Here is a 23855-nt window from a genome sequence, read left to right on the forward strand (position 1 = left end):
GCTTATCATAAAGGCTGAGCTGTGATGGGGAAGCTCCTTATGGAGCGAAGTCTTTGATTCCCCGCTGCCAAGAAAAGCTTCTAGCGAGATAAAAGGTGCCTGTACCGCAAACCGACACAGGTAGGCGAGGAGAGAATCCTAAGGTGTGCGAGAGAACTCTGGTTAAGGAACTCGGCAAAATGACCCCGTAACTTCGGGAGAAGGGGTGCTTTCTTAACGGAAAGCCGCAGTGAATAGGCCCAAGCGACTGTTTAGCAAAAACACAGCTCTCTGCGAAGCCGTAAGGCGAAGTATAGGGGGTGACACCTGCCCGGTGCTGGAAGGTTAAGGAGAGGGGTTAGCGTAAGCGAAGCTCTGAACTGAAGCCCCAGTAAACGGCGGCCGTAACTATAACGGTCCTAAGGTAGCGAAATTCCTTGTCGGGTAAGTTCCGACCCGCACGAAAGGTGTAACGATTTGGGCACTGTCTCAACCAGAGACTCGGTGAAATTATAGTACCTGTGAAGATGCAGGTTACCCGCGACAGGACGGAAAGACCCCGTGGAGCTTTACTGTAGCCTGATATTGAATTTTGGTACAGTTTGTACAGGATAGGCGGGAGCCATTGAAACCGGAGCGCTAGCTTCGGTGGAGGCGCTGGTGGGATACCGCCCTGACTGTATTGAAATTCTAACCTACGGGTCTTATCGACCCGGGAGACAGTGTCAGGTGGGCAGTTTGACTGGGGCGGTCGCCTCCTAAAGTGTAACGGAGGCGCCCAAAGGTTCCCTCAGAATGGTTGGAAATCATTCGTAGAGTGCAAAGGCATAAGGGAGCTTGACTGCGAGACCTACAAGTCGAGCAGGGACGAAAGTCGGGCTTAGTGATCCGGTGGTTCCGCATGGAAGGGCCATCGCTCAACGGATAAAAGCTACCCCGGGGATAACAGGCTTATCTCCCCCAAGAGTCCACATCGACGGGGAGGTTTGGCACCTCGATGTCGGCTCATCGCATCCTGGGGCTGTAGTCGGTCCCAAGGGTTGGGCTGTTCGCCCATTAAAGCGGTACGCGAGCTGGGTTCAGAACGTCGTGAGACAGTTCGGTCCCTATCCGTCGTGGGCGTAGGAAATTTGAGAGGAGCTGTCCTTAGTACGAGAGGACCGGGATGGACGCACCGCTGGTGTACCAGTTGTTCTGCCAAGGGCATAGCTGGGTAGCTATGTGCGGAAGGGATAAGTGCTGAAAGCATCTAAGCATGAAGCCCCCCTCAAGATGAGATTTCCCATAGCGTAAGCTAGTAAGATCCCTGAAAGATGATCAGGTTGATAGGTTCGAGGTGGAAGCATGGTGACATGTGGAGCTGACGAATACTAATAGATCGAGGACTTAACCATATAATATGAAGCAATGTTATCTAGTTTTGAAAGAATATAAAAAACTTGTTGACTTTCAAAAGTGAATGAGTTACAATAATTCTTGTCTTAAATGAATACAGTCTGGTAATGATGGCAGAGAGGTCACACCCGTTCCCATACCGAACACGGAAGTTAAGCTCTCTAGCGCCGATGGTAGTTGGGACCTTGTCCCTGTGAGAGTAGGACGTTGCCAGGCAAATGGAGGATTAGCTCAGCTGGGAGAGCACCTGCCTTACAAGCAGGGGGTCGGCGGTTCGATCCCGTCATCATCCACCATTTAGCCGACTTAGCTCAATTGGTAGAGCAACTGACTTGTAATCAGTAGGTTGGGGGTTCAAGTCCTCTAGTCGGCACCAGAAATCATGGCGGTTGTGGCGAAGTGGTTAACGCACCGGATTGTGGCTCCGGCATTCGTGGGTTCGATTCCCATCAGTCGCCCCATTTTTCTTAAATAAATTAATATGCGGGTGTGGCGGAATTGGCAGACGCACCAGACTTAGGATCTGGCGCCTTTGGCGTGGGGGTTCGACTCCCTTCACCCGCACTTTTAATTAAATAACTCATACATGTCTTGCGGAAGTAGTTCAGTGGTAGAATACAACCTTGCCAAGGTTGGGGTCGCGGGTTCGAATCCCGTCTTCCGCTCCAATTTTCAATATGACATGCCGGGGTGGCGGAACAGGCAGACGCACAGGACTTAAAATCCTGCGGTGGGTGACCACCGTGCGGGTTCGACCCCCGCCCTCGGCACCATATGCGCCCGTAGCTCAATTGGATAGAGCGTTTGACTACGGATCAAGAGGTTAGGGGTTCGACTCCTCTCGGGCGCGCTTTTATTAACGGGAAGTGGCTCAGCTTGGTAGAGCACCTGGTTTGGGACCAGGGGGTCGCAGGTTCAAATCCTGTCTTCCCGATATTCCTAAAAACATGGGGCCTTAGCTCAGCTGGGAGAGCGCCTGCCTTGCACGCAGGAGGTCAGCGGTTCGATCCCGCTAGGCTCCACTTATATTAATATCATTTATGGCGGTGTAGCTCAGCTGGCTAGAGCGTACGGTTCATACCCGTGAGGTCGGGGGTTCGATCCCCTCCGCCGCTACCATAAAGGACCTTTAGCTCAGCTGGTTAGAGCAGACGGCTCATAACCGTCCGGTCGTAGGTTCGAGTCCTACAAGGTCCACCATTAGACGTATATATCTCGGAGGTATACCCAAGTTCGGCTGAAGGGATCGGTCTTGAAAACCGACAGGCGGCGAGAGTCGCGCGGGGGTTCGAATCCCTCTACCTCCTCCATTTTTTCTAAAGTGAATATTTTATCATCGCGGGGTGGAGCAGCACGGTAGCTCGTCGGGCTCATAACCCGAAGGTCGCAGGTTCAAATCCTGTCCCCGCAACCAAATGGTCCCGTGGTGTAGTGGTTAACATGCCTGCCTGTCACGCAGGAGATCGCCGGTTCGACCCCGGTCGGGACCGCCATTTTTTACATAAAGGCTCGGTAGCTCAGTCGGTAGAGCAGAGGACTGAAAATCCTCGTGTCGGCGGTTCGATTCCGTCCCGAGCCACCATTTTGAAATCACGAGCCGACTTAGCTCAATTGGTAGAGCAACTGACTTGTAATCAGTAGGTTGGGGGTTCAAGTCCTCTAGTCGGCACCACTTTCAAAATGAGCCATTAGCTCAGTTGGTAGAGCATCTGACTTTTAATCAGAGGGTCGAAGGTTCGAGTCCTTCATGGCTCACCATTTACAATTTAATGCGGGTGTAGTTTAGTGGTAAAACAAGAGCCTTCCAAGCTCTGGTCGAGAGTTCGATTCTCTTCACCCGCTTTTTAATTATGGGCCTATAGCTCAGCTGGTTAGAGCGCACGCCTGATAAGCGTGAGGTCGATGGTTCGAGTCCATTTAGGCCCACCATAATTGTTCCGCAGTAGCTCAGTGGTAGAGCTATCGGCTGTTAACCGATCGGTCGTAGGTTCGAGTCCTACCTGCGGAGCCATATTTATAGAGAAGTACCCAAGTGGCTCAAGGGGCTCCCCTGCTAAGGGAGTAGATCGCGAACGCGGTGCGAGGGTTCGAATCCCTTCTTCTCTGCCAGAACTGGCCCGTTGGTCAAGTGGTTAAGACACCGCCCTTTCACGGCGGTAACACGGGTTCGAATCCCGTACGGGTCATACTAAAAGAGATAGCATAATCTGCTATCTCTTTTTTGTTGTATAAAAGTGAACTTTGGATAGTCTGCTTTTTTATGCATAGAAGAAATATGAAGTATGGGCTGTTGCAGTTGGGTATATAGAGCGGTAAATACAATCATGTTATTTATTTGGACCTGTATGGATATGAAGGAATTATCTATCTAAAATGATACCTCAAGTTGAACTTTTACCCCAGCTGTATGGCTGTAGCCTCCTACACTTGGAGAAACGGATGAAAATAAATAATATATAGAAGAAGCTGCTTTCTCTCAACAGGTGTGATCTACTGAAGACAGCTTTTTTATGTTGTCAGTATTGTCGAGTTTTGTCGGTAAATCGATATATTGCAAAAATCGCTGATATAATTTGAGTTACGATCGATAAATTTTAATAATCGCTGATATATTTGGAGTTACGGTCGATATATTCTAAAAATCGCCGATATAATTTCACTTACCGATGAAAACCACAAGAAAAACCCTTTCACAATCTAAAGAAAACGCCTCCATTGAAATGGATTCCACACCTATTCCAATAACTTTACACTCTATGTGAAAAAGTTCACAAATAGGTCATAATTTGTGAAGTAATTCACAATAATACGTGCTACAATATGAATGTAAAGAAGTTAAACAACATTAAATTAGTATTTTAATTAATTACTTAAACAATCATAAAAAAATATATGTGAACAATAGAGAGGGGAAATTACCATGAAAAAAGGTATCAATCGTGTAGTATTAGTAGGAACAGGAGCTGTAGGTTGTAGTTACGCTTACTCAATGATTAACCAAGGTGTAGCTGAAGAATTCGTATTAGTAGATGTTAATGAAGCAAAAGCAGAAGGGGAAGCAATGGACTTAAGCCATGCGGTACCATTCTCTCCATCACCAACAAAAGTTTGGAGCGGTAGCTATGCAGATTGTAAAGATGCAGATTTAGTTGTTATCACTGCTGGGTTACCACAAAAGCCAGGTGAAACTCGTTTAGACTTAGTTGAGAAAAATACAAAGATCTTTAAACAAATCGTTCGCGGCATTATGGATAGCGGATTCGATGGAATCTTCTTAATCGCAACTAATCCAGTTGATATTTTAACTTACGTAACTTGGAAAGAATCTGGTTTACCGAAAGAGCGCGTAATCGGTTCTGGTACTACTTTAGACTCTGCTCGTTTCCGTTACATGTTAGGTGACTACTTAGATGTAGATCCACGTAACGTTCATGCTTACATCGTTGGTGAACACGGTGACACTGAACTTCCAGTATGGAGCCACGCTACTATCGGTGTACAAAAATTAGAAACAATCTTAGCTAACAACGAACAGTACAAACAAGAAGACTTAGACAAAATCTTCGAAAACGTACGTGATGCAGCTTACCATATCATCGAGCGTAAAGGTGCAACTTACTACGGAATCGGTATGTCACTACTTCGTGTAACTAAAGCAATCTTAAACAACGAGAACAGCGTATTAACTGTATCTGCATACCTTGAAGGTCAATACGGCGAGAAAGATGCTTACGTAGGTGTTCCAGCTGTAATTAACCGCGAAGGTGTACGTGAAATCGTAGAACTTGAGCTAAATGAAGAGGAAAAAGTGAAGTTCGCTCATTCTGTAAAAGTATTAAAAGAAACAATGGCACCAGTACTATAATAATTGCTAAATAATTCAGAGGTGGGAAACTGCTTCTTACCTCTGAACTTATATAATTTAATATAAATTCCTTTTCCGGTTTCCCTTGTATATCCCCAATATACCCCTTTTGCTGGATAAGGGTCGTTTATAGAAAAGAGCACTCTATTTTACGTAGAGTGCTCTTTATTATTCCGCTATTTGCCGGGCAGTAAAAACCCACTGATTAAAGTTTCATTTTATTATTTTTTAGGTGTTAATCCTAATTTCTTTAAAATATCTGCCAGTGTACCGCTTTTGGATTTTTCTACAGGTGTTTGTGATTTAGATGCATCTGGACCTTTTTTCAAGAAGTTCCTTTCAACGAAGCGAATATCTTTTTCGTCGACAATACCATCTTTATTAAGGTCTCCGTCTTTTACAGTTAGTCCTTTTTTACCATAGTTGCTAGCGATAATTTCAGCATCTTTAATATCGATTACTTTATCAGCATTTACATCGCCGGCAAGGTTTTCGTCAGGTCTTGCATAATAATATTGGCCAAGCAGCTTACCGTCTTTTTCAGTACCAAGTTTCGTTGTTAGGCGGTTTGTTAAATGTCCTGTCACCTCTACATATAAGTTATAGTCGCGTTTATTAACTGGAAGTCCATTTAGTTTGAAGTATCCGTATTTATCTAGTGAGCCTTCAAACTTATGACGGTAAGAATCAGTCGCATATACTTTTACGCCAAGCTTTGTATAATCGAACTTTTCATCTAAATATTCGCGTTCATTTAAGAACGCACCAGGTTTAATATTTCCTTCTACTAGTGAGTTTAAGGACATAACTGAGAATGTTTGATCTTGAAGTACACGCATTCTATTTGGTTCTGATTCACCTTGTTTCCAGTAAACAAAAATTGGTGACTCTAATTGAGCGTTTGCTTCATAAAATTCATCATTTTCTACTTTGAAAGTTACATCAATGAACGGGAAATCACCATCTAATCCAGCAAAGTTTTTGTCATCGATAGCGCCGCCAACTGTAACAGAACCTGCCTCTAATTTCGGTTCATTTACTTTTGCAGTTACTCCTTTTTCGGAAAGTAGCTTTTCAAAAGCAGGATTAAATTTCGCATTTCAATAACATTGTGACAAAAAATATTGAGAAACATTTTTTTATGACAGATTATTTTGTTTTGATTTTGAGTGGAAAATAGCATGAAAAATAGGATAAACATAATAAAATAAAGGTTGAGAAAAAATAATTGGTAAAAATATAGAAGAATAATAAAGCGTTTTCAATGAATATTCGTCAAAATTCGATATTTTACACGGAAATGTGAAGAAAAACTAACATTTTTAAGAAAAAAACGAATGTTTTTTATAAATTAACAAGGATATTGCAGTTTTTCGCAGAAATAGTTAAAGTATAAAAAATTCTGTCATCTAAGTGAGGTGAGCATATTGAGTGTAATAAATTGTGAAGAAGTGAAACGAGATGAGTTTCATACAGAAAAGTACTATGAAAGTTATAACATCTTTGGCGCACATGTTGTGACGGAAGATGAGATTCAAGGGGTACGATTTACAGTCTGGGCTCCTCATGCGAAAGCAATGAGTGTTGTTGGAGATTTTAATGAGTGGGATTATGAGCAACATAAGATGCTACAAGTGACAGAAGAAGGGATTTGGTCCTTATTTATACCGCATATTGAAGAAGGAGAAATATATAAATATGCGATTGAAACGTTGGCTGGTGACGTCATTTTAAAGGCAGATCCGTATGCTATATATGCAGAAGTAAGACCGAATACGGCATCTGTAGTTTTTGATATAAAAGGATATGAATGGAATGATAAAAACTGGAATCGTAAGAAAAAGAAAAAACCGATTTATAAAGAAGCGATGACAGTTTATGAATTACATTTTGGTTCTTGGAAAAAGAAAGAAGATGGAACACTATATTCTTACAGGGAAATGGCAGAAGAACTCATTCCGTATGTGGTGGAACATCAATTTACACATATTGAAATTATGCCGCTTGTTGAGCATCCATATGATCGTTCTTGGGGATATCAAGGAACGGGATATTATGCAGCGACGAGTAGATTTGGTACACCGCATGATTTAATGTATTTTGTCGACGAATGTCATAAATATGGAATCGGTGTCATTTTAGATTGGGTACCGGGGCATTTTTGTAAAGATGCTCACGGTTTATATTTGTTTGATGGCACACCGACCTATGAATATAAAGATAAAGATGTACAAGAAAATCTAGTATGGGGAACTGTCAATTTTGATTTAGGAAAGAGAGAGGTACGTAATTTCTTAATTTCAAATGCGTTATTTTGGATGAGATATTTCCATATTGATGGTTTCAGAGTAGATGCAGTTGCGAACATGTTGTACTGGAATAAAGAAGGACAAGAGCAAAGTAATGAGTACGCTGTGTCATTTTTAAGGGAGTTAAATGAAGCAGTGTTTGCAGAGGATGAAGATTTTCTTATGACGGCAGAGGATTCAACAGCTTGGCCACTTGTAACAGCACCAACGTATGAAGGTGGGCTTGGATTCAATTACAAATGGAATATGGGCTGGATGAATGACGTGCTGAAATATATGGAGTGTGCGCCAGAGTACAGAAAATATATTCATGAGAAAATGACGTTCTCTTTACTATATGCTTACTCTGAAAACTTCATATTACCCCTTTCTCATGATGAAGTCGTTCATGGGAAAAAGTCGTTATTAAATAAAATGCCAGGTGATTACTGGGATAAGTTTGCTCAGCTTCGTTTATTATATGGATATTTCTTTACTCACCCAGGAAAGAAATTACTTTTCATGGGAGGAGAATTCGGGCAGTTTGATGAGTGGAAAGACCTTGAAGATTTAGATTGGAATTTACATGATTTTGAAATGCATCGTTATATGCATGATTACTTTAAAGAGCTCATAGCATTGTATAAGCGCTCAAAACCACTTTGGCAGCTTGATCATTCGCCTGAAGGTTTTCAGTGGATTGATGCTAATAATAACGAGCAAAGTATTTTCTCGTTTATCCGCCAAGGGGATAAACAAGAAGATGCGTTAGTTATCGTATGTAATTTTACGAAAGCTACATATGAAAACTATAAAGTAGGTGTACCAGATTTCGAGTATTATAACGAGATTTTAAACAGTGATGCACAGCAATATGGCGGTTCGGGACAAGTGAATAAGAAACGTCTTAAGACGATTCTAGAACCGTACCATAATCAAGCAGCACATGTAGAGATTACAATTCCACCATTTGGCGTATCCATATTACGACCAGTGAAGACGAGAAAGGGGAGCAAAAAACAAGATGGCTCAAAAACAAAAGTGCGTAGCAATGTTACTAGCAGGGGGAAAAGGTAGTCGTTTAAGTGCATTAACAAAGAATTTAGCCAAGCCAGCTGTTCCATTTGGTGGTAAATATCGCATTATTGATTTTACGCTAAGTAACTGTGCGAATTCTGGTATTGAAACGGTTGGGATTTTAACGCAATATCAACCACTCGAACTTCATAATTATATCGGAATCGGAAATGCGTGGGATTTAGACCGAGTAAACGGTGGGGTCACAGTCTTACCTCCTTATGCGGAGTCTTCAGGGGTTAAGTGGTATACAGGTACGGCAAGTGCCATTTATCAAAACTTAAACTATTTAAGTCAGTATGAACCGGAGTATGTTCTCATTTTATCAGGCGACCATATTTATAAAATGGATTACAGTAAGATGCTAGATTACCATATTCAGAAAGAATCGGACGTATCCATTTCTGTTATTGAAGTACCTTGGGATGAAGCGAGTCGCTTTGGCATTATGAATACAAATGAAGAAATGGAGATTGTTGAGTTTGAAGAGAAACCACAATTTCCAAGAAGTAATCTTGCATCAATGGGAATCTATATTTTTAATTGGTCAATTTTGAAAGAGTATTTAGAGATGGATGCAAGAAACCCTGAATCTAGTAACGATTTTGGAAAAGACGTACTTCCCCTTTTATTGGATGAAGGGAAGAAGCTAATGGCGTATCCGTTTGAAGGATATTGGAAAGATGTTGGAACGGTGAAGAGCTTATGGGAAGCGAATATGGATTTGCTTCGCGATGAAACATCACTGAATTTAAACGATCGTAATTGGCGTATTTACTCTGTCAATCCAAACGAACCGCCTCAATATATTGCTGAAAAGGCGAAAGTAGAAGAATCGCTTATTAACGAAGGGTGCGTCATTGAAGGGGACGTGAAGCATTCTGTGTTATTCCAAGGAGTGACGGTGGAAGAAGGAAGTATGGTGATTGATTCTGTCGTTATGCCAGGGGCTAAGATTGGTAAAAATGTTGTGATTGAAAGAGCGATTGTTGGATCAGAAATGGTTATCGAGGATGGAACAATCATTCGTCCAGAAAAGAATGTTGACGATGTAGTATTAATTGCTGAAGGGAAATAGAAAAGGGGGATGAAATGAATGGGAGAAAAAATGTTAGGAATTATTAATGCAACGGGAAGTTTTCCTTCCTTAAAGAAAGTAACAGGGCATCGTTCACTAGCGGCGTTACCGTTTGGGGGCCGTTATCGACTCATTGATTTCATGCTTTCAAATATGGTGAATTCTAGTATTCATAGTGTGGCAGTTTTTACAAGCCATAAAAATCGTTCGTTAATGGACCATGTTGGTTCAGGAAAACAGTGGGATTTAGATAGAAAACGAGACGGACTATTTTTATTCCCGCCAAACTGCCAATGTGACCAAGATGAATTTGGGTCTTTTGCACACTTTAGAAGACATATTGATTATTTTCTAAGAAGCAGAGAAGAGTACGTTGTTATTACGAATAGCCATCTCGTAACAGCATTAAATTTTCAAGCGGTGTTAGAGCGACATATACATACGGCAGCTGATATTACGGAAGTTTGCCATGAAGGGGTTTCACTTCAAACATATGTGTTAAAGAAACAATTATTGTTAGACTTATTTGAGTCATATAAAGATCTGGAACAATACAGTTTATTTGATGTAGTGAGAGAAAAGCGCGGGAAATCATTACACATTGCTACATATGAACATACTGGATATGTAGCAATTATTGACTCGATTGAAAGTTACTATAAACATAGCTTAGAAATTTTGCAACCTGCTATTTGGAAGCAATTATTTAAGAAAGAAGCACCGATCTTTACGAAAGTAAAAGATGAGCCACCAACTCGTTATTTAAAGGGTGCAGTCGTGAAAAATACAATGATTGCAAACGGTAGTATTATTGAAGGGGAAGTCGAAAACAGTGTTGTTTCTCGTTCAGTTAAAATTGGAAAAGGTTCAATTATTCGTAACAGTATTATTATGCAAAAGAGCCAAATTGGAGATAACTGTATAATAGATGGTGTTATTATTGATAAAGATGTGAAAATTGGTGACGGTGTCGTATTAAAAGGAAACGCCGATGGGCCGTATGTTGTAGAAAAAGGAAGCGTACAAAACAGTACGATTAATAGTTATTCTTAAAAGAATCAGTGGGGGCTTTTTCCTCCACTGATTAAAGTTTTAATTCAAATGAAAACTCGAAGGGAGGAAGCTGCAAGAGGAGTAATAAAAACTTTTCGCGCAGTGGGACAACAAGTGAATATTTTATTTGCAGTATCAGAATGTGTACCGTTTGTGAAATCGGGAGGATTAGCTGATGTAGCGGGTGCGCTCCCAAAAGAGCTGAAAAAATTAGGAGTGGACGTTCGTATTATACTTCCGAATTATAGCCTCATTCCGCAAAAGTTAAGAGATGGATGTACGTTACATAAAGTAATTAACGTCCCGCTTGGGTGGAGAAATCAATATTGTGGAATTTTAAAAGGTGAGCAAGACGGAATTACGTATTACTTAATAGATAATGAATATTATTTTAAGAGAGATTCTCTGTATGGTCATTATGATGACGGAGAGCGTTTTTCTTATTTCTCAAAAGCGGTGTTAGAGTGTATTCCGCACCTTGATTTTGAAGTGGATGTTCTTCATAGCCACGATTGGCATACGGCTATGGTTAATTTCTTACTTCGTGAAAAGTATCAAGATAACCCGTTATATGAGCGTATTAAAACGGTATATACAATTCATAACTTACAGTTCCAAGGTGTATTTCCTCCTGAAGTAATGTACGACTTGTTAGAACTTGGTGATGAATATTTCCACAGTGAGCAGTTAGAGTTTTATGGGAATGTGAACTTTATGAAGGGCGGTATTATCGCTTCGGATCAAATTACAGCGGTGAGCCCGACATATAAAGAAGAAATTCAATATGAATTTTTCGGTGAGAAGTTAGATGGATTACTGCGAAAATATAATGATAAGCTTAGCGGCATTGTAAATGGTATTGATACGAGCGTATATAATCCAGAAACGGATTCGTATATTAAGGCTCAGTATGATGCAGAGTCATTATATGAAAAGAGTGAAAATAAACGCGCCTTGCAGCGTTATTTTGGTTTGCCAGAAAAAGAGGATACACCAATTATTTCAATGGTAACGAGATTAACGAAGCAAAAAGGTCTTGATTTAGTACGTACTGTATTCCGCGAAATAATGGAAGAAGATGTACAATGTATTATTTTAGGATCAGGTGATTCGGAATATGAGCAATTCTTTGAATGGATGGCATATGAGTATCCGGAGAAGGTAAAAGTTTATATCGGATTTAATGAAGAATTAGCTCATCAAGTGTATGCAGGAAGTGATTTATTCTTAATGCCATCGCTGTTTGAACCGTGTGGACTTGGACAACTTATCGCATTAGCATACGGTACGATTCCAATTGTAAGAGAAACAGGTGGATTAAACGATACGGTACATTCTTATGATGAAGAAACTGGAGAAGGAAATGGTTTTAGTTTCACGAATTTTAATGCACATGACATGCTGCATACGATTCATCGTGCAATTGAATTCTATCACGATAAACCGGTATGGGAGCAGCTTGTAAAACAAGCGATGACTGAAGATTATAGCTGGGAGCAATCGGCTCTTGCTTATAAGGAATTGTATAAAAGTCTCATGGAATAACATGTAGGTGGTGAAAAAATGTTTACTCATGTTGAAAGTTTTAAATCAACTTTTCTAGAAAAGTTAGAGACGATGTATGGTAAAAGTTTTAAAGATTCTACAACTCGTGATCAATATAATACACTCGGCCATATGGTACGTGAGTATATGAATAGTCAATGGATTGCAACGAATGAGAGTTATCGATCCGGAGAGCAAAAGCAAATGTATTACTTGTCTATTGAGTTTTTGCTTGGACGTTTGCTTGGAAGTAACATCTTGAATTTAGGTATTAGAGATGTATGCGAGCAAGGGTTATCTGAACTAGGGATTTCGTTACAAGAGTTAGAAGAAGTGGAAGCAGATGCAGGCCTTGGTAATGGTGGGCTTGGACGCTTAGCAGCCTGTTTTCTCGATTCACTTGCATCTTTAAACTTGCCAGGACACGGCTGTGGAATTCGTTATAAACATGGTTTGTTTGATCAGAAAATTGTTGATGGTTATCAAGTCGAATTTCCAGAACAGTGGCTTCTTCATGAAAACGTATGGGAAGTAAGAAGGCATGATCAAGCTGTAGAAGTAAGTTATTTCGGCAATGTTGAACCGCTAGAAATTGACGGGCGTTTAGAGTTTAGGCATACAAATGCAGAAGTCATTATGGCCGTGCCATATGATGTGCCGGTAGTTGGCTATGAGACGAGTACTGTAAATACACTTAGACTTTGGAATGCTGAACCAGTTCCTTTCCCGCAAAACTGCAAAGATATTTTGAAATATAAGCGTGAAACAGAGGCTGTATCGGAGTTTTTATATCCAGATGATACGCATGATGAGGGAAAAATACTTCGTTTAAAACAACAGTATTTCCTCGTATCAGCAAGTTTGCAAAATATCGTTCGAATGCATAGAGAAAGATATGGTGACCTTCGTCAACTACATGAAAAAATTGCGATCCACATTAACGATACACATCCGGTTTTAGCAATTCCGGAACTGATGCGTATTTTACTAGACGAAGAAAAGTTAGCATGGGAAGAAGCTTGGCACATAACGACGCAGACGATTTCTTATACGAATCATACGACGTTATCAGAAGCGCTCGAAAAGTGGCCAATTCACATTTTTAAACCGTTATTACCGAGAATTTATATGATTATTGAAGAGATTAATGAACGTTTCTGTCATGAACTGTGGGAACAGTATCCGTATGAGTGGGATCGTATTGAAGCAATGGCGATTATTGCACATGACCTTGTGAAAATGGCTCATTTAGCGATTGTCGGTAGCCATAGCGTAAACGGTGTAGCGAAAATTCATACGGAAATATTAAAGCAGCGGGAAATGCGATTGTTTTATGAATTTTATCCAGATAAGTTTAATAATAAGACGAATGGAATTGCTCATAGGCGCTGGCTTATGAAAGCAAATCCACAGTTAACAAATCTCATTTCAGAGGCGATTGGAACAGAGTGGAAGAAAGAACCGATTAAGCTTCAAGAGCTACAATTAGTTCAATATGATGCGAGTTTCCAAGAGAAATTTGCAGAGGTAAAACAAGAGCGTAAAGAGATTTTAGCGGAGCGTATTCATAATACAATGGGGATTACCATTGATCCAAATTCTATTTTTGATGTGCAAGTGAAAAGATTACATGCTTACAAACGACAATTATTAAATGTTCTTCATATTTTATATTTGTATAACCGTTTGAAAGAGGATGCTAGTTTTACATTTTATCCGCGTACTTTTATTTTTGGAGCGAAAGCATCACCTGGCTATTATTACGCGAAAAAAATTATTAAATTAATAAATGAACTCGCAAGAAAAGTAAATAATGACCCGTATGTCAGTCAATATATGAAAGTTATCTTTCTAGAAAACTATCGAGTTTCTTTAGCAGAAGATATATTCCCGGCAGCGGATGTAAGTGAACAAATTTCAACGGCGAGTAAAGAAGCATCGGGAACAGGTAATATGAAATTTATGATGAATGGTGCGATTACACTCGGAACGCTAGACGGTGCTAACGTTGAAATAAAAGACCGGGTCGGTGATGATAACTGTTTCATTTTCGGTTTAACAGCCGAAGAGGTTCTTCATTACTATCAAAATGGTGGATATCGTGCAAGTGATTATTATCACCACAATGGGCACATTAAAAAGGTAGTAGATCAGTTAACGAATGGTTTCTTTGCACAGTCGGGAGCCGAATTTGAAGCAATTTACGATTCTCTCGTTATTCAAAATGATGAATATTTCGTTCTGCGAGATTTTGGTCCATATGCTGAAAGACAAGAAGCTGTCGGTAGAGCTTATGAGAACCGAACGAAGTGGCTAGAAATGTCGATTTTAAATATTGCACAGTCTGGTCATTTTGCGAGCGATCGAACGATTTTGCAGTACAGTAATGAAATTTGGGGTATTGGTAATGCAGTTAAACAGTTTTAAAGAGGTTGCTATATTGGGAGATATATTATCGATTTACCAACAGAAATGGATATTAATAAATAAAACGTGCTTAATAAAATTAAGCTCGTTTTATTTATTTTGCTTAAGAAAGAAATGGAACAGTGGTATATATGATACCTGCCCCATCATACTCTCCTGTCGCAAAGTATGAAAATGTAAAGAAACCTGTAACCGTAAAAATTACAATAAGGAAAAATGCGAAGATAAATTTTAACATGTAAGGTCCCCTCATCCAAAAATAACTTCATAGATTATTATAGTATACGAATATTTTATTTCCAATTGTTTACTGGTTAAAAATGAGAAGTCAGACATGTTTTGTATGTTGTAATGGAATGATTATTTGTAATGGATTTTGTGTTTTTTGTAAATGTCATGTTGTGATGGACGTGTGCATACTCCCAATCATGATCATTAAAATTTATGTTTCGGGGAGGGAGAAGTGGGACGACATCGAATAAGTTGACGAAACGAAAGCTACTAGCTACTTGTAGTTTATAATAATTTCGAAAAGCGATATCTCCTACTTTTGGAGAAGCGAATGTATAAAGTCCATACTGTGCGAAGGCAGTATTTATACGTGCATCTAATATGTGTAATGTGGCAAGCGCGCCACCTAGACTATGCCCAGTAGCTAGCAGTTTTTTATGTGCTGGCAATGATACGAGCATATCCATAATAGAATCACGACAAGACTCATAAATAGAGAGAAAACCGTTATGGACATTTCCGCCATTTAAAGCATAAGGATAAGGTTTTTGATTGACGAGAGAATCAATAATCCAATCTGGATCTGTTTGAGTGCCTCTGAAGGCAACGATAATTGTATCCTCAGATTCTAATATAAATCCGAACCATTCTGTTGTTTGAATGGCCTTTCCTTGAAAACCTTGTACATATTGAAAACCATCTGGTATTTCGAAAATACCATTTTGTTTATATTGTTCATACGTTAACTCACAACAAGAAGCTAACAGTATGGCAGTTTCTTTATCAAAGGATAAAGGAGTACGCATTAAGGTAGCCCTCCTTAAGAAAAGGTATAGTTTAATATATGCGGTGAGGAACTTGATTCATTCTTTTGGAGGTGGGGAATAGCTTGTATCGCTTACCTAAATCAGTGGAGGAAATTATAATGGCAAAATAAAACAGTGCCTGATAAGGGCACTGTTTACTCTTTTTCATCTCAAGGAATCGACTTTTTTAGTTATTCTTAATGAACTGACGCATGCGTTAGTTGCATAAGTAAGAGGTTTGAAAAAATAGCCTGTATATATTTGAATGATGAATAACTTACCTATTTTCTTGTGTTTGTTTGCGTTACATACAGAAAAAATTCGGAAAATAAAACATATTATTTATCTGTTTGTTTTTGCTTCTTTTTCAAATACTCCGTACGCAATTTTTCAAGTTGCTGCTTTTTATCAAATTTGGCAGGCTTCTGTTTTTCATGGAACTTTGCCACAGCTACCTGACTTTTGGAATCCAATTGATATTTTCCCACTTTGTTCACCTACTTTTCTTGTCTCTAAAGAGAATCTACTCAACAAATATAATATACCTTATTTTCCTGAAGTAAACCTTATTACTTTATTTTAACTGCTTTTTCTCGTTTGTAGACGTAAATTAAAACACCCTTTCACTTTATTACTGCAAGCAAGGGTGTTTTAATTTTATTATTTTATTAGTTGATGGCCATGCCCACATAAGGGCACAGTTTACTCTTTCCCATCTAATAAACGACCAAGGCCACCTAATACACTACCTTCGCCAGTACTTTGCGCTGCTGGGCTTGTAAGGCGTGCTGCTAATCGGCTAAGTGTTAAGGACTGAATCCAAACTGTTCCAGGTCCTTCTAACGTTGCGAAGAATAAACCTTCGCCGCCAAATAGAGCTGTTTTTACTTTTCCAACGAACTCGACATCATAGTTAATGTCTTTTGTCATAGCAACGAGACAACCTGTATCAATGCGAAGTTTCTCACCAGGTTTTAATTCACGTTTATATACAGTTCCACCTGCGTGCATGAAAGCAAGACCGTCACCTTCAAGTTTCTGCATGATGAAACCTTCACCGCCGAAGAAACCAGTTCCGATTTTTTTCGTAAACTCGATTCCGATAGAAACGCCTTTTGCAGCACAAAGAAATGCATCTTTTTGACAAACTACTTTTCCTTGATATTCTGTTAAATCTACAGGAATAATTTTACCCGGATAAGGAGCAGCAAAGGATACGTGACGCTTACCGTGACCTGTATTTGTAAATACAGTCATAAACATGCTTTCGCCTGTAACGAGACGCTTACCAGCGCCCATTAATTTTCCGAATAAACCTCCAGATGGGCCAGAACCATCACCGAAGATTGTTTCCATTTCGATGTAATCTTCCATCATCATCATTGCGCCAGCTTCTGCGATAACGCTTTCTTCTGGATCTAACTCAATTTCAACAAACTGCATATCATCGCCGTATAATTTATACTCGATTTCATGTGCTTGCATTTTTTTCACCTCGTATGTAATAGATACTTATATTGTACAGAATTTAATAGGATTAGAATACTTTAGTTTTGTTAATTTTCAAATAAAGTGGAACAAACCAAAACTGATTATCAGCTCCCGCCAATCAAGCTGTCCGCAAATACCGGGCTAAAATATGAATATGGAAATTCAACATTATATTAAAATTATAAAAAAATGGTGGAATGAAAGTGTTCTCATTTGACGTTTTGGATATAGCGTGATATAGTGAAATCACTATTGAGCTACATAATGTGGTACGGAAATAAAGCACGTTGAATTAAAGGCTGTAAGCTTGTTATACATTCATGTCCTTTATATCCACCTTTTCATGTGGATTCATAGTTTCATTTTTATTTAGGAGGTACATGACATGCAAACAGGTAAAGTTAAATGGTTCAACAGCGAAAAAGGTTTCGGTTTCATCGAAGTTGAAGGTGGAGACGATGTATTCGTTCACTTCTCAGCTATCCAAGGTGACGGATTCAAAACTTTAGAAGAAGGTCAAGAAGTTTCTTTCGAAATCGTTGAAGGTAACCGTGGACCACAAGCTGCTAACGTTACAAAAAACTAATTAGCTAGCGATAAAAAGCATTCCGATTTTCGGAATGCTTTTTTTTTATTCTTTGGAACTCGACTCATTTGAAGATAATTCGCCCTTAAAGGTACGCTCTTCAAAGTCATCAAGCATTTGCTCATATTCTTCATGTTCTTCCGTAGCGAAAACTTGCGGATTTTTTCCATACATATCTGTACCAATAAAGTTTTCGAAATCCTCTACGTAGCCTACGTTTTCTTCACTATTTACGTACATGCCATTATAGTTTTTCGAATCTTGTCTTTCTAAATCAGATGGTGTTTCAGATGTTCCGTAATTAGCAACATCTTGCCATGCATCTTCTGCATCATATTCAACAGAACGATCTTCATCATGTTTGTGGAAAGAAGGAGATAACACTTCTTCTTCGACTGGTCGTGTATTCATATTTAGCTTATTTGTCGCGTGCTGGATGCATGTTGTAGCAGTCGGCATTGCTTCTAATCTTTCAAATGGAATTTCTTCGCCAGACACTTCGCAAATGCCGTACGTACCCGCTTCTATTTTTTGCAAGGCATGTTTCGTATCCGCTAGCTGTTTATGCCAAAGTTCAATAAGCCCGAAGTCTTTTTCACGTTCATATAGCTCTGTTGCCATATCAGCTGGATGGTTATCATAGCTAGATAATTCTCCAACAGACTCACGTTCAGATGCACGATCTTCATTTTCGTGTGTTTGTATCGTTTGCTCTAGTTCGTGTTTTTGTTTTTCTAAAACGGATTTAAATTGATTTATTTGTTGTGGAGTTAACATAGTCGTCCACCTTCCTACAATTCAGTTTCTTTACATAGTATGAGCGTTGCGAGTAGGAATTATGAGATGAATTTCAGATATGAAAAAGGAGCCGCATAAGCAGCTCCTTTTATAGAAAGTATCCAAGTAATAATCCGATTCCCATGAGGAGACCGAAGATCGTATTTGTTTTTGCTGTTGCAATCATCGCAGGTACCATTTCCATTGGAATGCTTTTGCCGATAAAGCCTTTCGTCGCTTTAAATGCTTTCGGTGCACTTAAAAATACGATAAGCATCCATGGTGATACGATGCCCACGATAATTAAAGCAATTGTCCAAATGTAGGAAACGATGAACATAGAAGCAAGTACACCAACCGCTCTTTCACGTCCAACGAGAATTGCTAACGTTTTACGACCGTTTTCTTTATCGCCATCTAAGTCACGAATATTATTAGCTAGTAAAATGGCACCAATTAAAATGGAGCTTGGAATAGATAGTAAAATGACTTCTGATGTTACAGTTCCAGTTTGAATAAAGAATGAAATTCCAATAATGATAACACCCATAAATAATCCGGCTGTTAACTCTCCAAATGGTGTATAGGCAATGGGAAGTGGGCCACCCGTGTAAAGGTAAGCAACGGCCATACAAACAAGACCGATTGCAGCAAGCCACCAGCTAGAATTCATACAAATATAAACACCTAATAGTATTGCGATGCCGAAAAATCCAAATGCTAAGTTAAGCACTGTTTTTGGCTGAATGCCATCGCGAACGATAGCGCCGCCGATACCAACTGAACCTTCGTGATCGAGTCCTCTTTTATAATCAAAGTATTCATTAAACATGTTTGTTGCTGCCTGAATGAGAAGACAAGCAAGAAGCATTATAAGGAAAAGAGGGAGATGGATTTGATTTATACCTCCGACCTGCATTGCATAGGCTGTTCCGATGAAAACAGGAACGAAAGCTGCTGTTAATGTATGGGGACGTAGTAAACTCCACCAAATGCGCCAGCCTGTTTGCTTGCTTGGTTTTGGCGCCGTAGGAGAGGAATTCGTTTCGACGTTCATTTCCATGTTGAATCCTCCTTTGGTCACATATTGTACACAACTAAGTGTAGAAAAAGCATCATTTAGTGTCAACGTTTATTTTCTAGGAAGAGAAGGTGAATTTCTCAGAAATGCTAAACGTTGACAGGCCTTTCGTTTGAGGTGTATCTTAAAATCAAGCGTAATTATGACTATTTTTCGCCCATAGGGGGGAGACAATTGTGATTCAAACGAAACAAAAAGGCTTGCAAGAAGTTCTTAGTGCAGCCATTAAGCATGCAACTGATGAAAAAATATTGGTTAGTTTTGTAAAACAAATAGACTGGATGGATCCGCTTCTGTTTTATGCAGCAGGAAAAAGGATTGCATTGGAAAATAGATGTTATTTTGCAGATCCAGCTCAGCATGTAATATTTGCTGGAATTGGCTCTGTTTTCACTATAGCAAATTCTTCTCACAAACGCTTTCAAGCGGCTCGTGACGAGTGGGATAAAGTAAAAGAGAAAGCATTTGTACAAAGAGAAAAATATGAATTTGGAACAGGTCCTCTTTTATTTGGTGGATTTTCATTTGACCAAGAAAAAGAGAAAACGGACTTATGGAAAGAATTCGATGATACGACATTTTCACTACCAGCATTTTTATTAACTGTAAAAAATGAAAAAGCATGGTTAACGATGAATACATTCGTTTCAGCAACAGATTGTGCAGAAACTCTTTATAACGAAATTGTTTCTTTAGAAGAGAAAATTTTTGGGGAGAGTAAATGTGCATTAGAAGGATTGAAATTAACAGTTACTTCTAAAGTGGAAGTGGATCCGAAAGGCTGGATGAAAGCCATTAAGAAAGTGCAAGATGAGATGAAGCAGGGTAACGTGCAGAAGGTTGTATTAGCGAGGGAGCTAAAAGTAGAAATGGATCATCATATTGATTCTGCTCTTGTTTTAGAAGCACTTCGCATTGGGCAACCGGATTGTTACGTATTTTCTTTTGATTATAAAGGAGCATGCTTCTTAGGAGCGACGCCAGAGAGGTTAATTCGTAAAGAAGATGAGAAGTTTACTTCGATGTGTCTTGCTGGTTCAACTGGTCATGGTCAATCTATAGAAGAAAGTAAGCGAAATAGTAATGCGCTTCTTCATGATGAAAAGAATTTAGCTGAACACGGTTATGTTGTGAACATGATCAGGTCGGTATTAAATGAGCACTGCGAATACGTTAATATTCCGGAGAGTCCAGGTCTATTAACAACGAAAAACTTAATTCATTTATATACGCCTGTAGAGGCAAAAGGCACTGCGAGTCTTTTAACGATGGTAGAAGAATTACATCCAACACCAGCTCTTGGCGGGACACCTCGTTTGGAAGCGATGAAACTGATTCGTGATGTTGAATTGTTAGACAGAGGATTATATGGTGCACCGATTGGCTGGATAGATGATGAAGGAAATGGTGAATTTGCGGTTGCACTTCGCTGCGGATTATTAAATGGCGAGAAAGCATCCTTATTTGCCGGTTGCGGGATTGTAATTGATTCAGTACCGCAACTTGAATATGAAGAGACAAGTTTGAAGTTTAGACCGATGCTTGGTGCTTTGGAGGAATTAATGAAATGAACAATCATATAGAAGCATTATCATATTATTTAGGCGCGTTCGTGGATGAACTGACGCGTCTAAATGTATGTGATGTTGTCATTAGTCCAGGCTCACGGTCAACGCCGATTGCTCTACTAATGGAACAACACGAAGGAATGAACACATATTTACATGTAGATGAAAGATCTGCAGGATTTTTTGCGCTCGGTATCGCAAAAGCGAAAAAACGTCCGGTTGCATTATTATGTACGTCAGGAACGGCAGCAGCGAACTACTATCCAGCTGTATGTGAAGCTTTCCATTCACGAGTGCCGCTTATCGTCTTAACAGCAGATAGACCGCATGAATTAAGAGATGTCGGTGCACCACAAGCGATGAATCAATTTAATTTATACGGTACGTTTGTGAAGCAATTTACAGAGATGGCACTTCCAGAAGCGAGTGAAGCGATGTACCACTACGCTCGCATGACAACGCAGCGCATGATAGCAAGTGCTTGTTTAGCGCCGCAAGGACCTGTTCATCTTAATTTTCCAGTTCGTGAACCGCTTATCCCGGACTTTTCATTAGAAAGTTTATGGGATAAAGGACGCGGGGAATATACAGAAGTAGTTCAGCAAGGGAACGTGGTGATGCCGAGTGAATATGTAGATTCTCTTGTAGGGCGCCTTTCACATATGGAAAAGGGGCTTATTATTTGTGGAGATGATAGTCATTCAGAAATCGCAACGTTTGCAACGCAACTAGCTGAAAAAACGGGATACCCAATATTAGCAGACCCACTTTCTAATATTCGTAGCGGACACCACGATAAAACGATGGTAATCGACTGTTATGATACATTTTTACGAAATGAATTGTTAAAAGAGACGTGGAAGCCGGACGTTTTAATTCGTTTTGGTGGTATGCCTGTTTCGAAAGCATTAACGCAGTTCATTAAAAAACAAACGAAAGCTGTTCATATCGTTGTTGACGAATCTGGACAATGGAGAGATCCAGCTCTTGTTGCGACAGAAGTTGTACAGGCAAGTGATATTGCATTTTGCAGTACATTAATAGAAAAAATGCCAGTTATGAAAAAGAATGATTGGTCCCAAATGTGGCAACATATAAACGAAAAAACGAAGGAAACGCTTCGTGAAATGGAAACATATGAAACTGCATTTGAAGGAAAAGTCATTACAGATATTGTACGCGTATTACCAGAAGGAGCAACGTTATTTGCGAGTAATAGTATGCCAATTCGTGATACAGATTCATTCTTCTTCACATCAGATAAAAATATTCAAGTGATGGCAAACCGCGGTGTAAATGGGATTGATGGCATCATTTCGACAGCTTTAGGAGCGAGCATGATTTGCGATCCGCTCGTATTAGTCATCGGTGACTTATCATTCTATCACGATTTAAATGGACTATTAGCTGCAAAATTACATGAATTAAATATAACGATTGTCGTTGTAAATAATGATGGTGGGGGTATTTTCTCATTCTTACCACAATATGAGAAAAAGGAACACTTCGAATCGTTATTTGGAACGCCGATTGGGCTTGACTATGAGCATGTTGTTAAAATGTACGGTGGTTCATTTAGCCGTGTAAATGGTTGGGAGCAATTCCGGGAGGAAGTACAAAAGGGAGCAACGACAGAAGGTTTACACGTTGTAGAAATTTGTACGAACCGTGATGAAAACTTAACGTTGCACCGTACGTTATGGGCAAAAACACAGGACGTAATTACTACATCATTGCAAGGTGAATCAAAATGAAAGTAACGCTGCAAGGTGTATCGTATGAATATGAAGTAGTCGGAAGCGGGGAACCACTTCTACTTCTTCATGGTTTTACGGGAAGCATGGAAACGTGGCGTTCTTTTATCTCTTCATGGAGTGGGCAGTTTCAAGTTATTGTAGTGGATCTTGTTGGACACGGAAAGACCGAGAGTCCTGAAGATGTTGCGCATTATGACATTCGAAATGTGGCATTGCAAATGAAAGAACTATTAGATTACCTTCATATTGAAAAAGCACATATACTTGGCTATTCAATGGGCGGTAGACTGGCGATTACGATGGCGTGTCTATATCCAGAATATGTACGTTCTCTTTTATTAGAAAATTGTACAGCTGGACTCAAAAGTGAAGATGAGCGAAAAGAACGCTGTGAAAAAGATGAGCGACTTGCCGATAAAATTGAGCGAGAAGGCATAGAAAGTTTTGTATCGATGTGGGAAAATATTCCGCTGTTTGAAACGCAAAAACGTTTAGCAAAAAACGTACAAGAAGCGGTGCGAAAAGAACGACTTGCTAACAATCCAAAAGGACTTGCAAATAGCTTGCGCGGCATGGGAACAGGGGCTCAGCCTTCATGGTGGGATGAGCTACACAACTTGAAAATGCCTGTTCTTTTAATGAACGGAGAGCATGATGAAAAGTTCTTTCGCATATTAAAAAACATCGAAAAATGCGTCTCTGACGCGAAATTTGTCAAAATTGATGGTGCTGGCCATGCAATTCATGTGGAACAACCGGAAAAGTTTGATACAATAGTAAAGGGATTTCTAAAAACTATGCAGTGATGCTTTTTTCAGTTAAGAATGAAGTTACACTTATAGATGAGATCA

16 protein-coding genes, 22 tRNA genes, 2 rRNA genes and 1 pseudogene (1 of these 41 running past the window's edge) are annotated in these 23855 nt (G+C 39.6%); 34 read left to right on the forward strand and 7 right to left on the reverse strand.

The genetic code is table 11. The features are described from left to right. From QCI79_RS17155 to QCI79_RS17275, 25 genes are all read left to right on the forward strand, one after another. Positions 1–1373, forward strand: a 23S ribosomal RNA gene (locus QCI79_RS17155) (it extends 1549 nt beyond the left edge of the window). 101 nt (positions 1374–1474) lie between these two features. Further along, a 5S ribosomal RNA gene (gene rrf, locus QCI79_RS17160) occupies positions 1475–1590 on the forward strand. A gap of 4 nt (positions 1591–1594) precedes the next feature. Then, positions 1595–1670 (forward strand) — tRNA-Val (locus QCI79_RS17165). Positions 1671–1674: 4 nt separating this feature from the next. Continuing rightward, a tRNA-Thr gene (locus tag QCI79_RS17170) sits at positions 1675–1750 on the forward strand. Positions 1751–1759: 9 nt separating this feature from the next. Then, positions 1760–1835: transfer RNA gene (locus QCI79_RS17175), tRNA-His, on the forward strand. 22 nt (positions 1836–1857) lie between these two features. Then, positions 1858–1938, forward strand: a tRNA-Leu gene (locus QCI79_RS17180). A 29-nt stretch (positions 1939–1967) separates the two neighbouring features. Beyond that, positions 1968–2042: transfer RNA gene (locus QCI79_RS17185), tRNA-Gly, on the forward strand. Between the two features lie 16 nt (positions 2043–2058). Next, positions 2059–2147, forward strand: a tRNA-Leu gene (locus QCI79_RS17190). Between the two features lie 3 nt (positions 2148–2150). Continuing rightward, positions 2151–2224: transfer RNA gene (locus QCI79_RS17195), tRNA-Arg, on the forward strand. 10 nt (positions 2225–2234) lie between these two features. Further along, positions 2235–2308, forward strand: a tRNA-Pro gene (locus tag QCI79_RS17200). Between the two features lie 15 nt (positions 2309–2323). Next, positions 2324–2396, forward strand: a tRNA-Ala gene (locus tag QCI79_RS17205). A 20-nt stretch (positions 2397–2416) separates the two neighbouring features. Continuing rightward, positions 2417–2493, forward strand: a tRNA-Met gene (locus tag QCI79_RS17210). A 4-nt stretch (positions 2494–2497) separates the two neighbouring features. Further along, positions 2498–2574, forward strand: a tRNA-Ile gene (locus tag QCI79_RS17215). A 17-nt stretch (positions 2575–2591) separates the two neighbouring features. Then, positions 2592–2684: transfer RNA gene (locus QCI79_RS17220), tRNA-Ser, on the forward strand. Positions 2685–2711: 27 nt separating this feature from the next. Continuing rightward, a tRNA-Met gene (locus QCI79_RS17225) sits at positions 2712–2788 on the forward strand. A 3-nt stretch (positions 2789–2791) separates the two neighbouring features. Further along, positions 2792–2867, forward strand: a tRNA-Asp gene (locus QCI79_RS17230). 13 nt (positions 2868–2880) lie between these two features. Then, positions 2881–2956 (forward strand) — tRNA-Phe (locus QCI79_RS17235). Between the two features lie 14 nt (positions 2957–2970). Further along, positions 2971–3046: transfer RNA gene (locus tag QCI79_RS17240), tRNA-Thr, on the forward strand. 10 nt (positions 3047–3056) lie between these two features. Further along, positions 3057–3132 (forward strand) — tRNA-Lys (locus tag QCI79_RS17245). Positions 3133–3145: 13 nt separating this feature from the next. Next, positions 3146–3216 (forward strand) — tRNA-Gly (locus QCI79_RS17250). A gap of 10 nt (positions 3217–3226) precedes the next feature. Beyond that, positions 3227–3303: transfer RNA gene (locus QCI79_RS17255), tRNA-Ile, on the forward strand. A gap of 7 nt (positions 3304–3310) precedes the next feature. Next, a tRNA-Asn gene (locus tag QCI79_RS17260) sits at positions 3311–3385 on the forward strand. A gap of 7 nt (positions 3386–3392) precedes the next feature. After that, positions 3393–3483 (forward strand) — tRNA-Ser (locus tag QCI79_RS17265). A 5-nt stretch (positions 3484–3488) separates the two neighbouring features. Continuing rightward, positions 3489–3560, forward strand: a tRNA-Glu gene (locus tag QCI79_RS17270). A gap of 734 nt (positions 3561–4294) precedes the next feature. Continuing rightward, positions 4295–5239: an L-lactate dehydrogenase gene (locus tag QCI79_RS17275; RefSeq protein WP_000715340.1), complete on the forward strand. Its 945-nt coding sequence runs from the start codon at positions 4295–4297 to the stop codon at positions 5237–5239. Positions 5240–5460: 221 nt separating this feature from the next. Here the strand turns inward: QCI79_RS17275 and QCI79_RS17280 are convergent. Further along, positions 5461–6339, reverse strand: a pseudogene (locus tag QCI79_RS17280) (dockerin type I domain-containing protein); the annotation flags it as partial. 327 nt (positions 6340–6666) lie between these two features. Here QCI79_RS17280 and glgB point away from each other — a divergent pair. From glgB to glgP, 5 genes are all read left to right on the forward strand, one after another. Further along, positions 6667–8604, forward strand: coding sequence for a 1,4-alpha-glucan branching protein GlgB (glgB, locus tag QCI79_RS17285; RefSeq protein ID WP_000111398.1), 1938 nt, complete (start codon positions 6667–6669; stop codon positions 8602–8604). Then, positions 8552–9682, forward strand: coding sequence for a glucose-1-phosphate adenylyltransferase (gene glgC, locus QCI79_RS17290; protein ID WP_000057606.1), 1131 nt, complete (start codon positions 8552–8554; stop codon positions 9680–9682). The genes glgB and glgC overlap by 53 nt, the downstream gene beginning before the upstream one ends. A gap of 18 nt (positions 9683–9700) precedes the next feature. After that, positions 9701–10735, forward strand: coding sequence for a glucose-1-phosphate adenylyltransferase subunit GlgD (gene glgD, locus QCI79_RS17295; RefSeq protein ID WP_000504161.1), 1035 nt, complete (start codon positions 9701–9703; stop codon positions 10733–10735). A gap of 114 nt (positions 10736–10849) precedes the next feature. Next, complete coding sequence (glgA, locus tag QCI79_RS17300; protein ID WP_023901191.1) at positions 10850–12280, forward strand: glycogen synthase GlgA; 1431 nt, start codon at positions 10850–10852, stop codon at positions 12278–12280. Positions 12281–12298: 18 nt separating this feature from the next. Beyond that, on the forward strand, positions 12299–14707 hold the full coding sequence (gene glgP, locus QCI79_RS17305) for a glycogen phosphorylase (protein WP_000494096.1): 2409 nt from the start codon (positions 12299–12301) through the stop codon (positions 14705–14707). 103 nt (positions 14708–14810) lie between these two features. On the opposite strand, the gene QCI79_RS17310 is transcribed toward glgP, so the two are convergent. The 4 genes from QCI79_RS17310 to QCI79_RS17325 all read right to left on the reverse strand — a co-directional run bounded on the left by QCI79_RS17310 (position 14811) and on the right by QCI79_RS17325 (position 17229). Beyond that, a complete protein-coding gene (locus QCI79_RS17310; RefSeq protein WP_000911065.1) occupies positions 14811–14945 on the reverse strand; it encodes a hypothetical protein in 135 nt (44 codons plus the stop codon). Between the two features lie 76 nt (positions 14946–15021). Further along, a complete protein-coding gene (locus tag QCI79_RS17315; protein ID WP_001260134.1) occupies positions 15022–15744 on the reverse strand; it encodes a lipase family protein in 723 nt (240 codons plus the stop codon). 338 nt (positions 15745–16082) lie between these two features. Next, positions 16083–16232 carry a hypothetical protein gene (locus QCI79_RS17320; RefSeq protein ID WP_000521639.1) on the reverse strand — a complete coding sequence of 50 codons (150 nt, stop codon included), beginning with the start codon at positions 16230–16232 and terminating at the stop codon, positions 16083–16085. A gap of 214 nt (positions 16233–16446) precedes the next feature. Then, on the reverse strand, positions 16447–17229 hold the full coding sequence (locus QCI79_RS17325; RefSeq protein ID WP_001147834.1) for a TIGR00266 family protein: 783 nt from the start codon (positions 17227–17229) through the stop codon (positions 16447–16449). Between the two features lie 391 nt (positions 17230–17620). Here QCI79_RS17325 and cspD point away from each other — a divergent pair, with 391 nt between their 5' ends. Further along, positions 17621–17821 (forward strand): cold-shock protein CspD, encoded by a 201-nt coding sequence (gene cspD / locus QCI79_RS17330; protein ID WP_001193054.1) that lies wholly within the window; start codon positions 17621–17623, stop codon positions 17819–17821. Positions 17822–17866: 45 nt separating this feature from the next. Here cspD and QCI79_RS17335 read toward each other — a convergent pair whose 3' ends face one another. Both QCI79_RS17335 and QCI79_RS17340 read right to left on the reverse strand, forming a co-directional pair. Further along, complete coding sequence (locus tag QCI79_RS17335; protein ID WP_000957364.1) at positions 17867–18598, reverse strand: yteA family sporulation protein; 732 nt, start codon at positions 18596–18598, stop codon at positions 17867–17869. A gap of 109 nt (positions 18599–18707) precedes the next feature. After that, positions 18708–19661, reverse strand: a complete 954-nt coding sequence (locus tag QCI79_RS17340; RefSeq protein WP_000425740.1) for a 1,4-dihydroxy-2-naphthoate polyprenyltransferase — start codon at positions 19659–19661, stop codon at positions 18708–18710. 194 nt (positions 19662–19855) lie between these two features. Here QCI79_RS17340 and QCI79_RS17345 point away from each other — a divergent pair, with 194 nt between their 5' ends. Genes QCI79_RS17345 through menH form a run of 3 tightly spaced genes read left to right on the forward strand, consistent with a single transcriptional unit; the run spans position 19856 to position 23810 of the window. Next, entirely contained in the window at positions 19856–21250 is a 1395-nt protein-coding gene (locus QCI79_RS17345) for an isochorismate synthase (protein WP_000616748.1), read from the forward strand. Beyond that, a complete protein-coding gene (gene menD / locus QCI79_RS17350; RefSeq protein WP_001059214.1) occupies positions 21247–23001 on the forward strand; it encodes a 2-succinyl-5-enolpyruvyl-6-hydroxy-3-cyclohexene-1-carboxylic-acid synthase in 1755 nt (584 codons plus the stop codon). Before QCI79_RS17345 ends, menD begins: the two co-directional genes overlap by 4 nt. Beyond that, positions 22998–23810, forward strand: coding sequence for a 2-succinyl-6-hydroxy-2,4-cyclohexadiene-1-carboxylate synthase (gene menH, locus QCI79_RS17355; RefSeq protein ID WP_000869215.1), 813 nt, complete (start codon positions 22998–23000; stop codon positions 23808–23810). Before menD ends, menH begins: the two co-directional genes overlap by 4 nt. Positions 23811–23855: the final 45 nt, after the last annotated feature.

The organism is Bacillus cereus group sp. MG1, assembly GCF_040460035.1.
In the GTDB taxonomy this organism is placed as follows: Bacteria; Bacillota; Bacilli; order Bacillales; family Bacillaceae_G; genus Bacillus_A; species Bacillus_A cereus.

Excerpts from the sequence above, each read along its gene's own strand:
- QCI79_RS17275 (WP_000715340.1), top strand. The coding sequence starts at position 4,295 with ATGAAAAAAGGTATCAATCGTGTAGTATTAGTAGGAACAGGAGCTGTA.
- glgC (WP_000057606.1), top strand. The coding sequence starts at position 8,552 with ATGGCTCAAAAACAAAAGTGCGTAGCAATGTTACTAGCAGGGGGAAAA.
- glgD (WP_000504161.1), top strand. The coding sequence starts at position 9,701 with ATGGGAGAAAAAATGTTAGGAATTATTAATGCAACGGGAAGTTTTCCT.
- glgP (WP_000494096.1), top strand. The coding sequence starts at position 12,299 with ATGTTTACTCATGTTGAAAGTTTTAAATCAACTTTTCTAGAAAAGTTA.
- QCI79_RS17310 (WP_000911065.1), bottom strand. The coding sequence starts at position 14,945 with ATGTTAAAATTTATCTTCGCATTTTTCCTTATTGTAATTTTTACGGTT.
- QCI79_RS17315 (WP_001260134.1), bottom strand. The coding sequence starts at position 15,744 with ATGCGTACTCCTTTATCCTTTGATAAAGAAACTGCCATACTGTTAGCT.
- QCI79_RS17325 (WP_001147834.1), bottom strand. The coding sequence starts at position 17,229 with ATGCAAGCACATGAAATCGAGTATAAATTATACGGCGATGATATGCAG.
- cspD (WP_001193054.1), top strand. The coding sequence starts at position 17,621 with ATGCAAACAGGTAAAGTTAAATGGTTCAACAGCGAAAAAGGTTTCGGT.
- QCI79_RS17335 (WP_000957364.1), bottom strand. The coding sequence starts at position 18,598 with ATGTTAACTCCACAACAAATAAATCAATTTAAATCCGTTTTAGAAAAA.
- QCI79_RS17340 (WP_000425740.1), bottom strand. The coding sequence starts at position 19,661 with ATGGAAATGAACGTCGAAACGAATTCCTCTCCTACGGCGCCAAAACCA.
- menD (WP_001059214.1), top strand. The coding sequence starts at position 21,247 with ATGAACAATCATATAGAAGCATTATCATATTATTTAGGCGCGTTCGTG.
- menH (WP_000869215.1), top strand. The coding sequence starts at position 22,998 with ATGAAAGTAACGCTGCAAGGTGTATCGTATGAATATGAAGTAGTCGGA.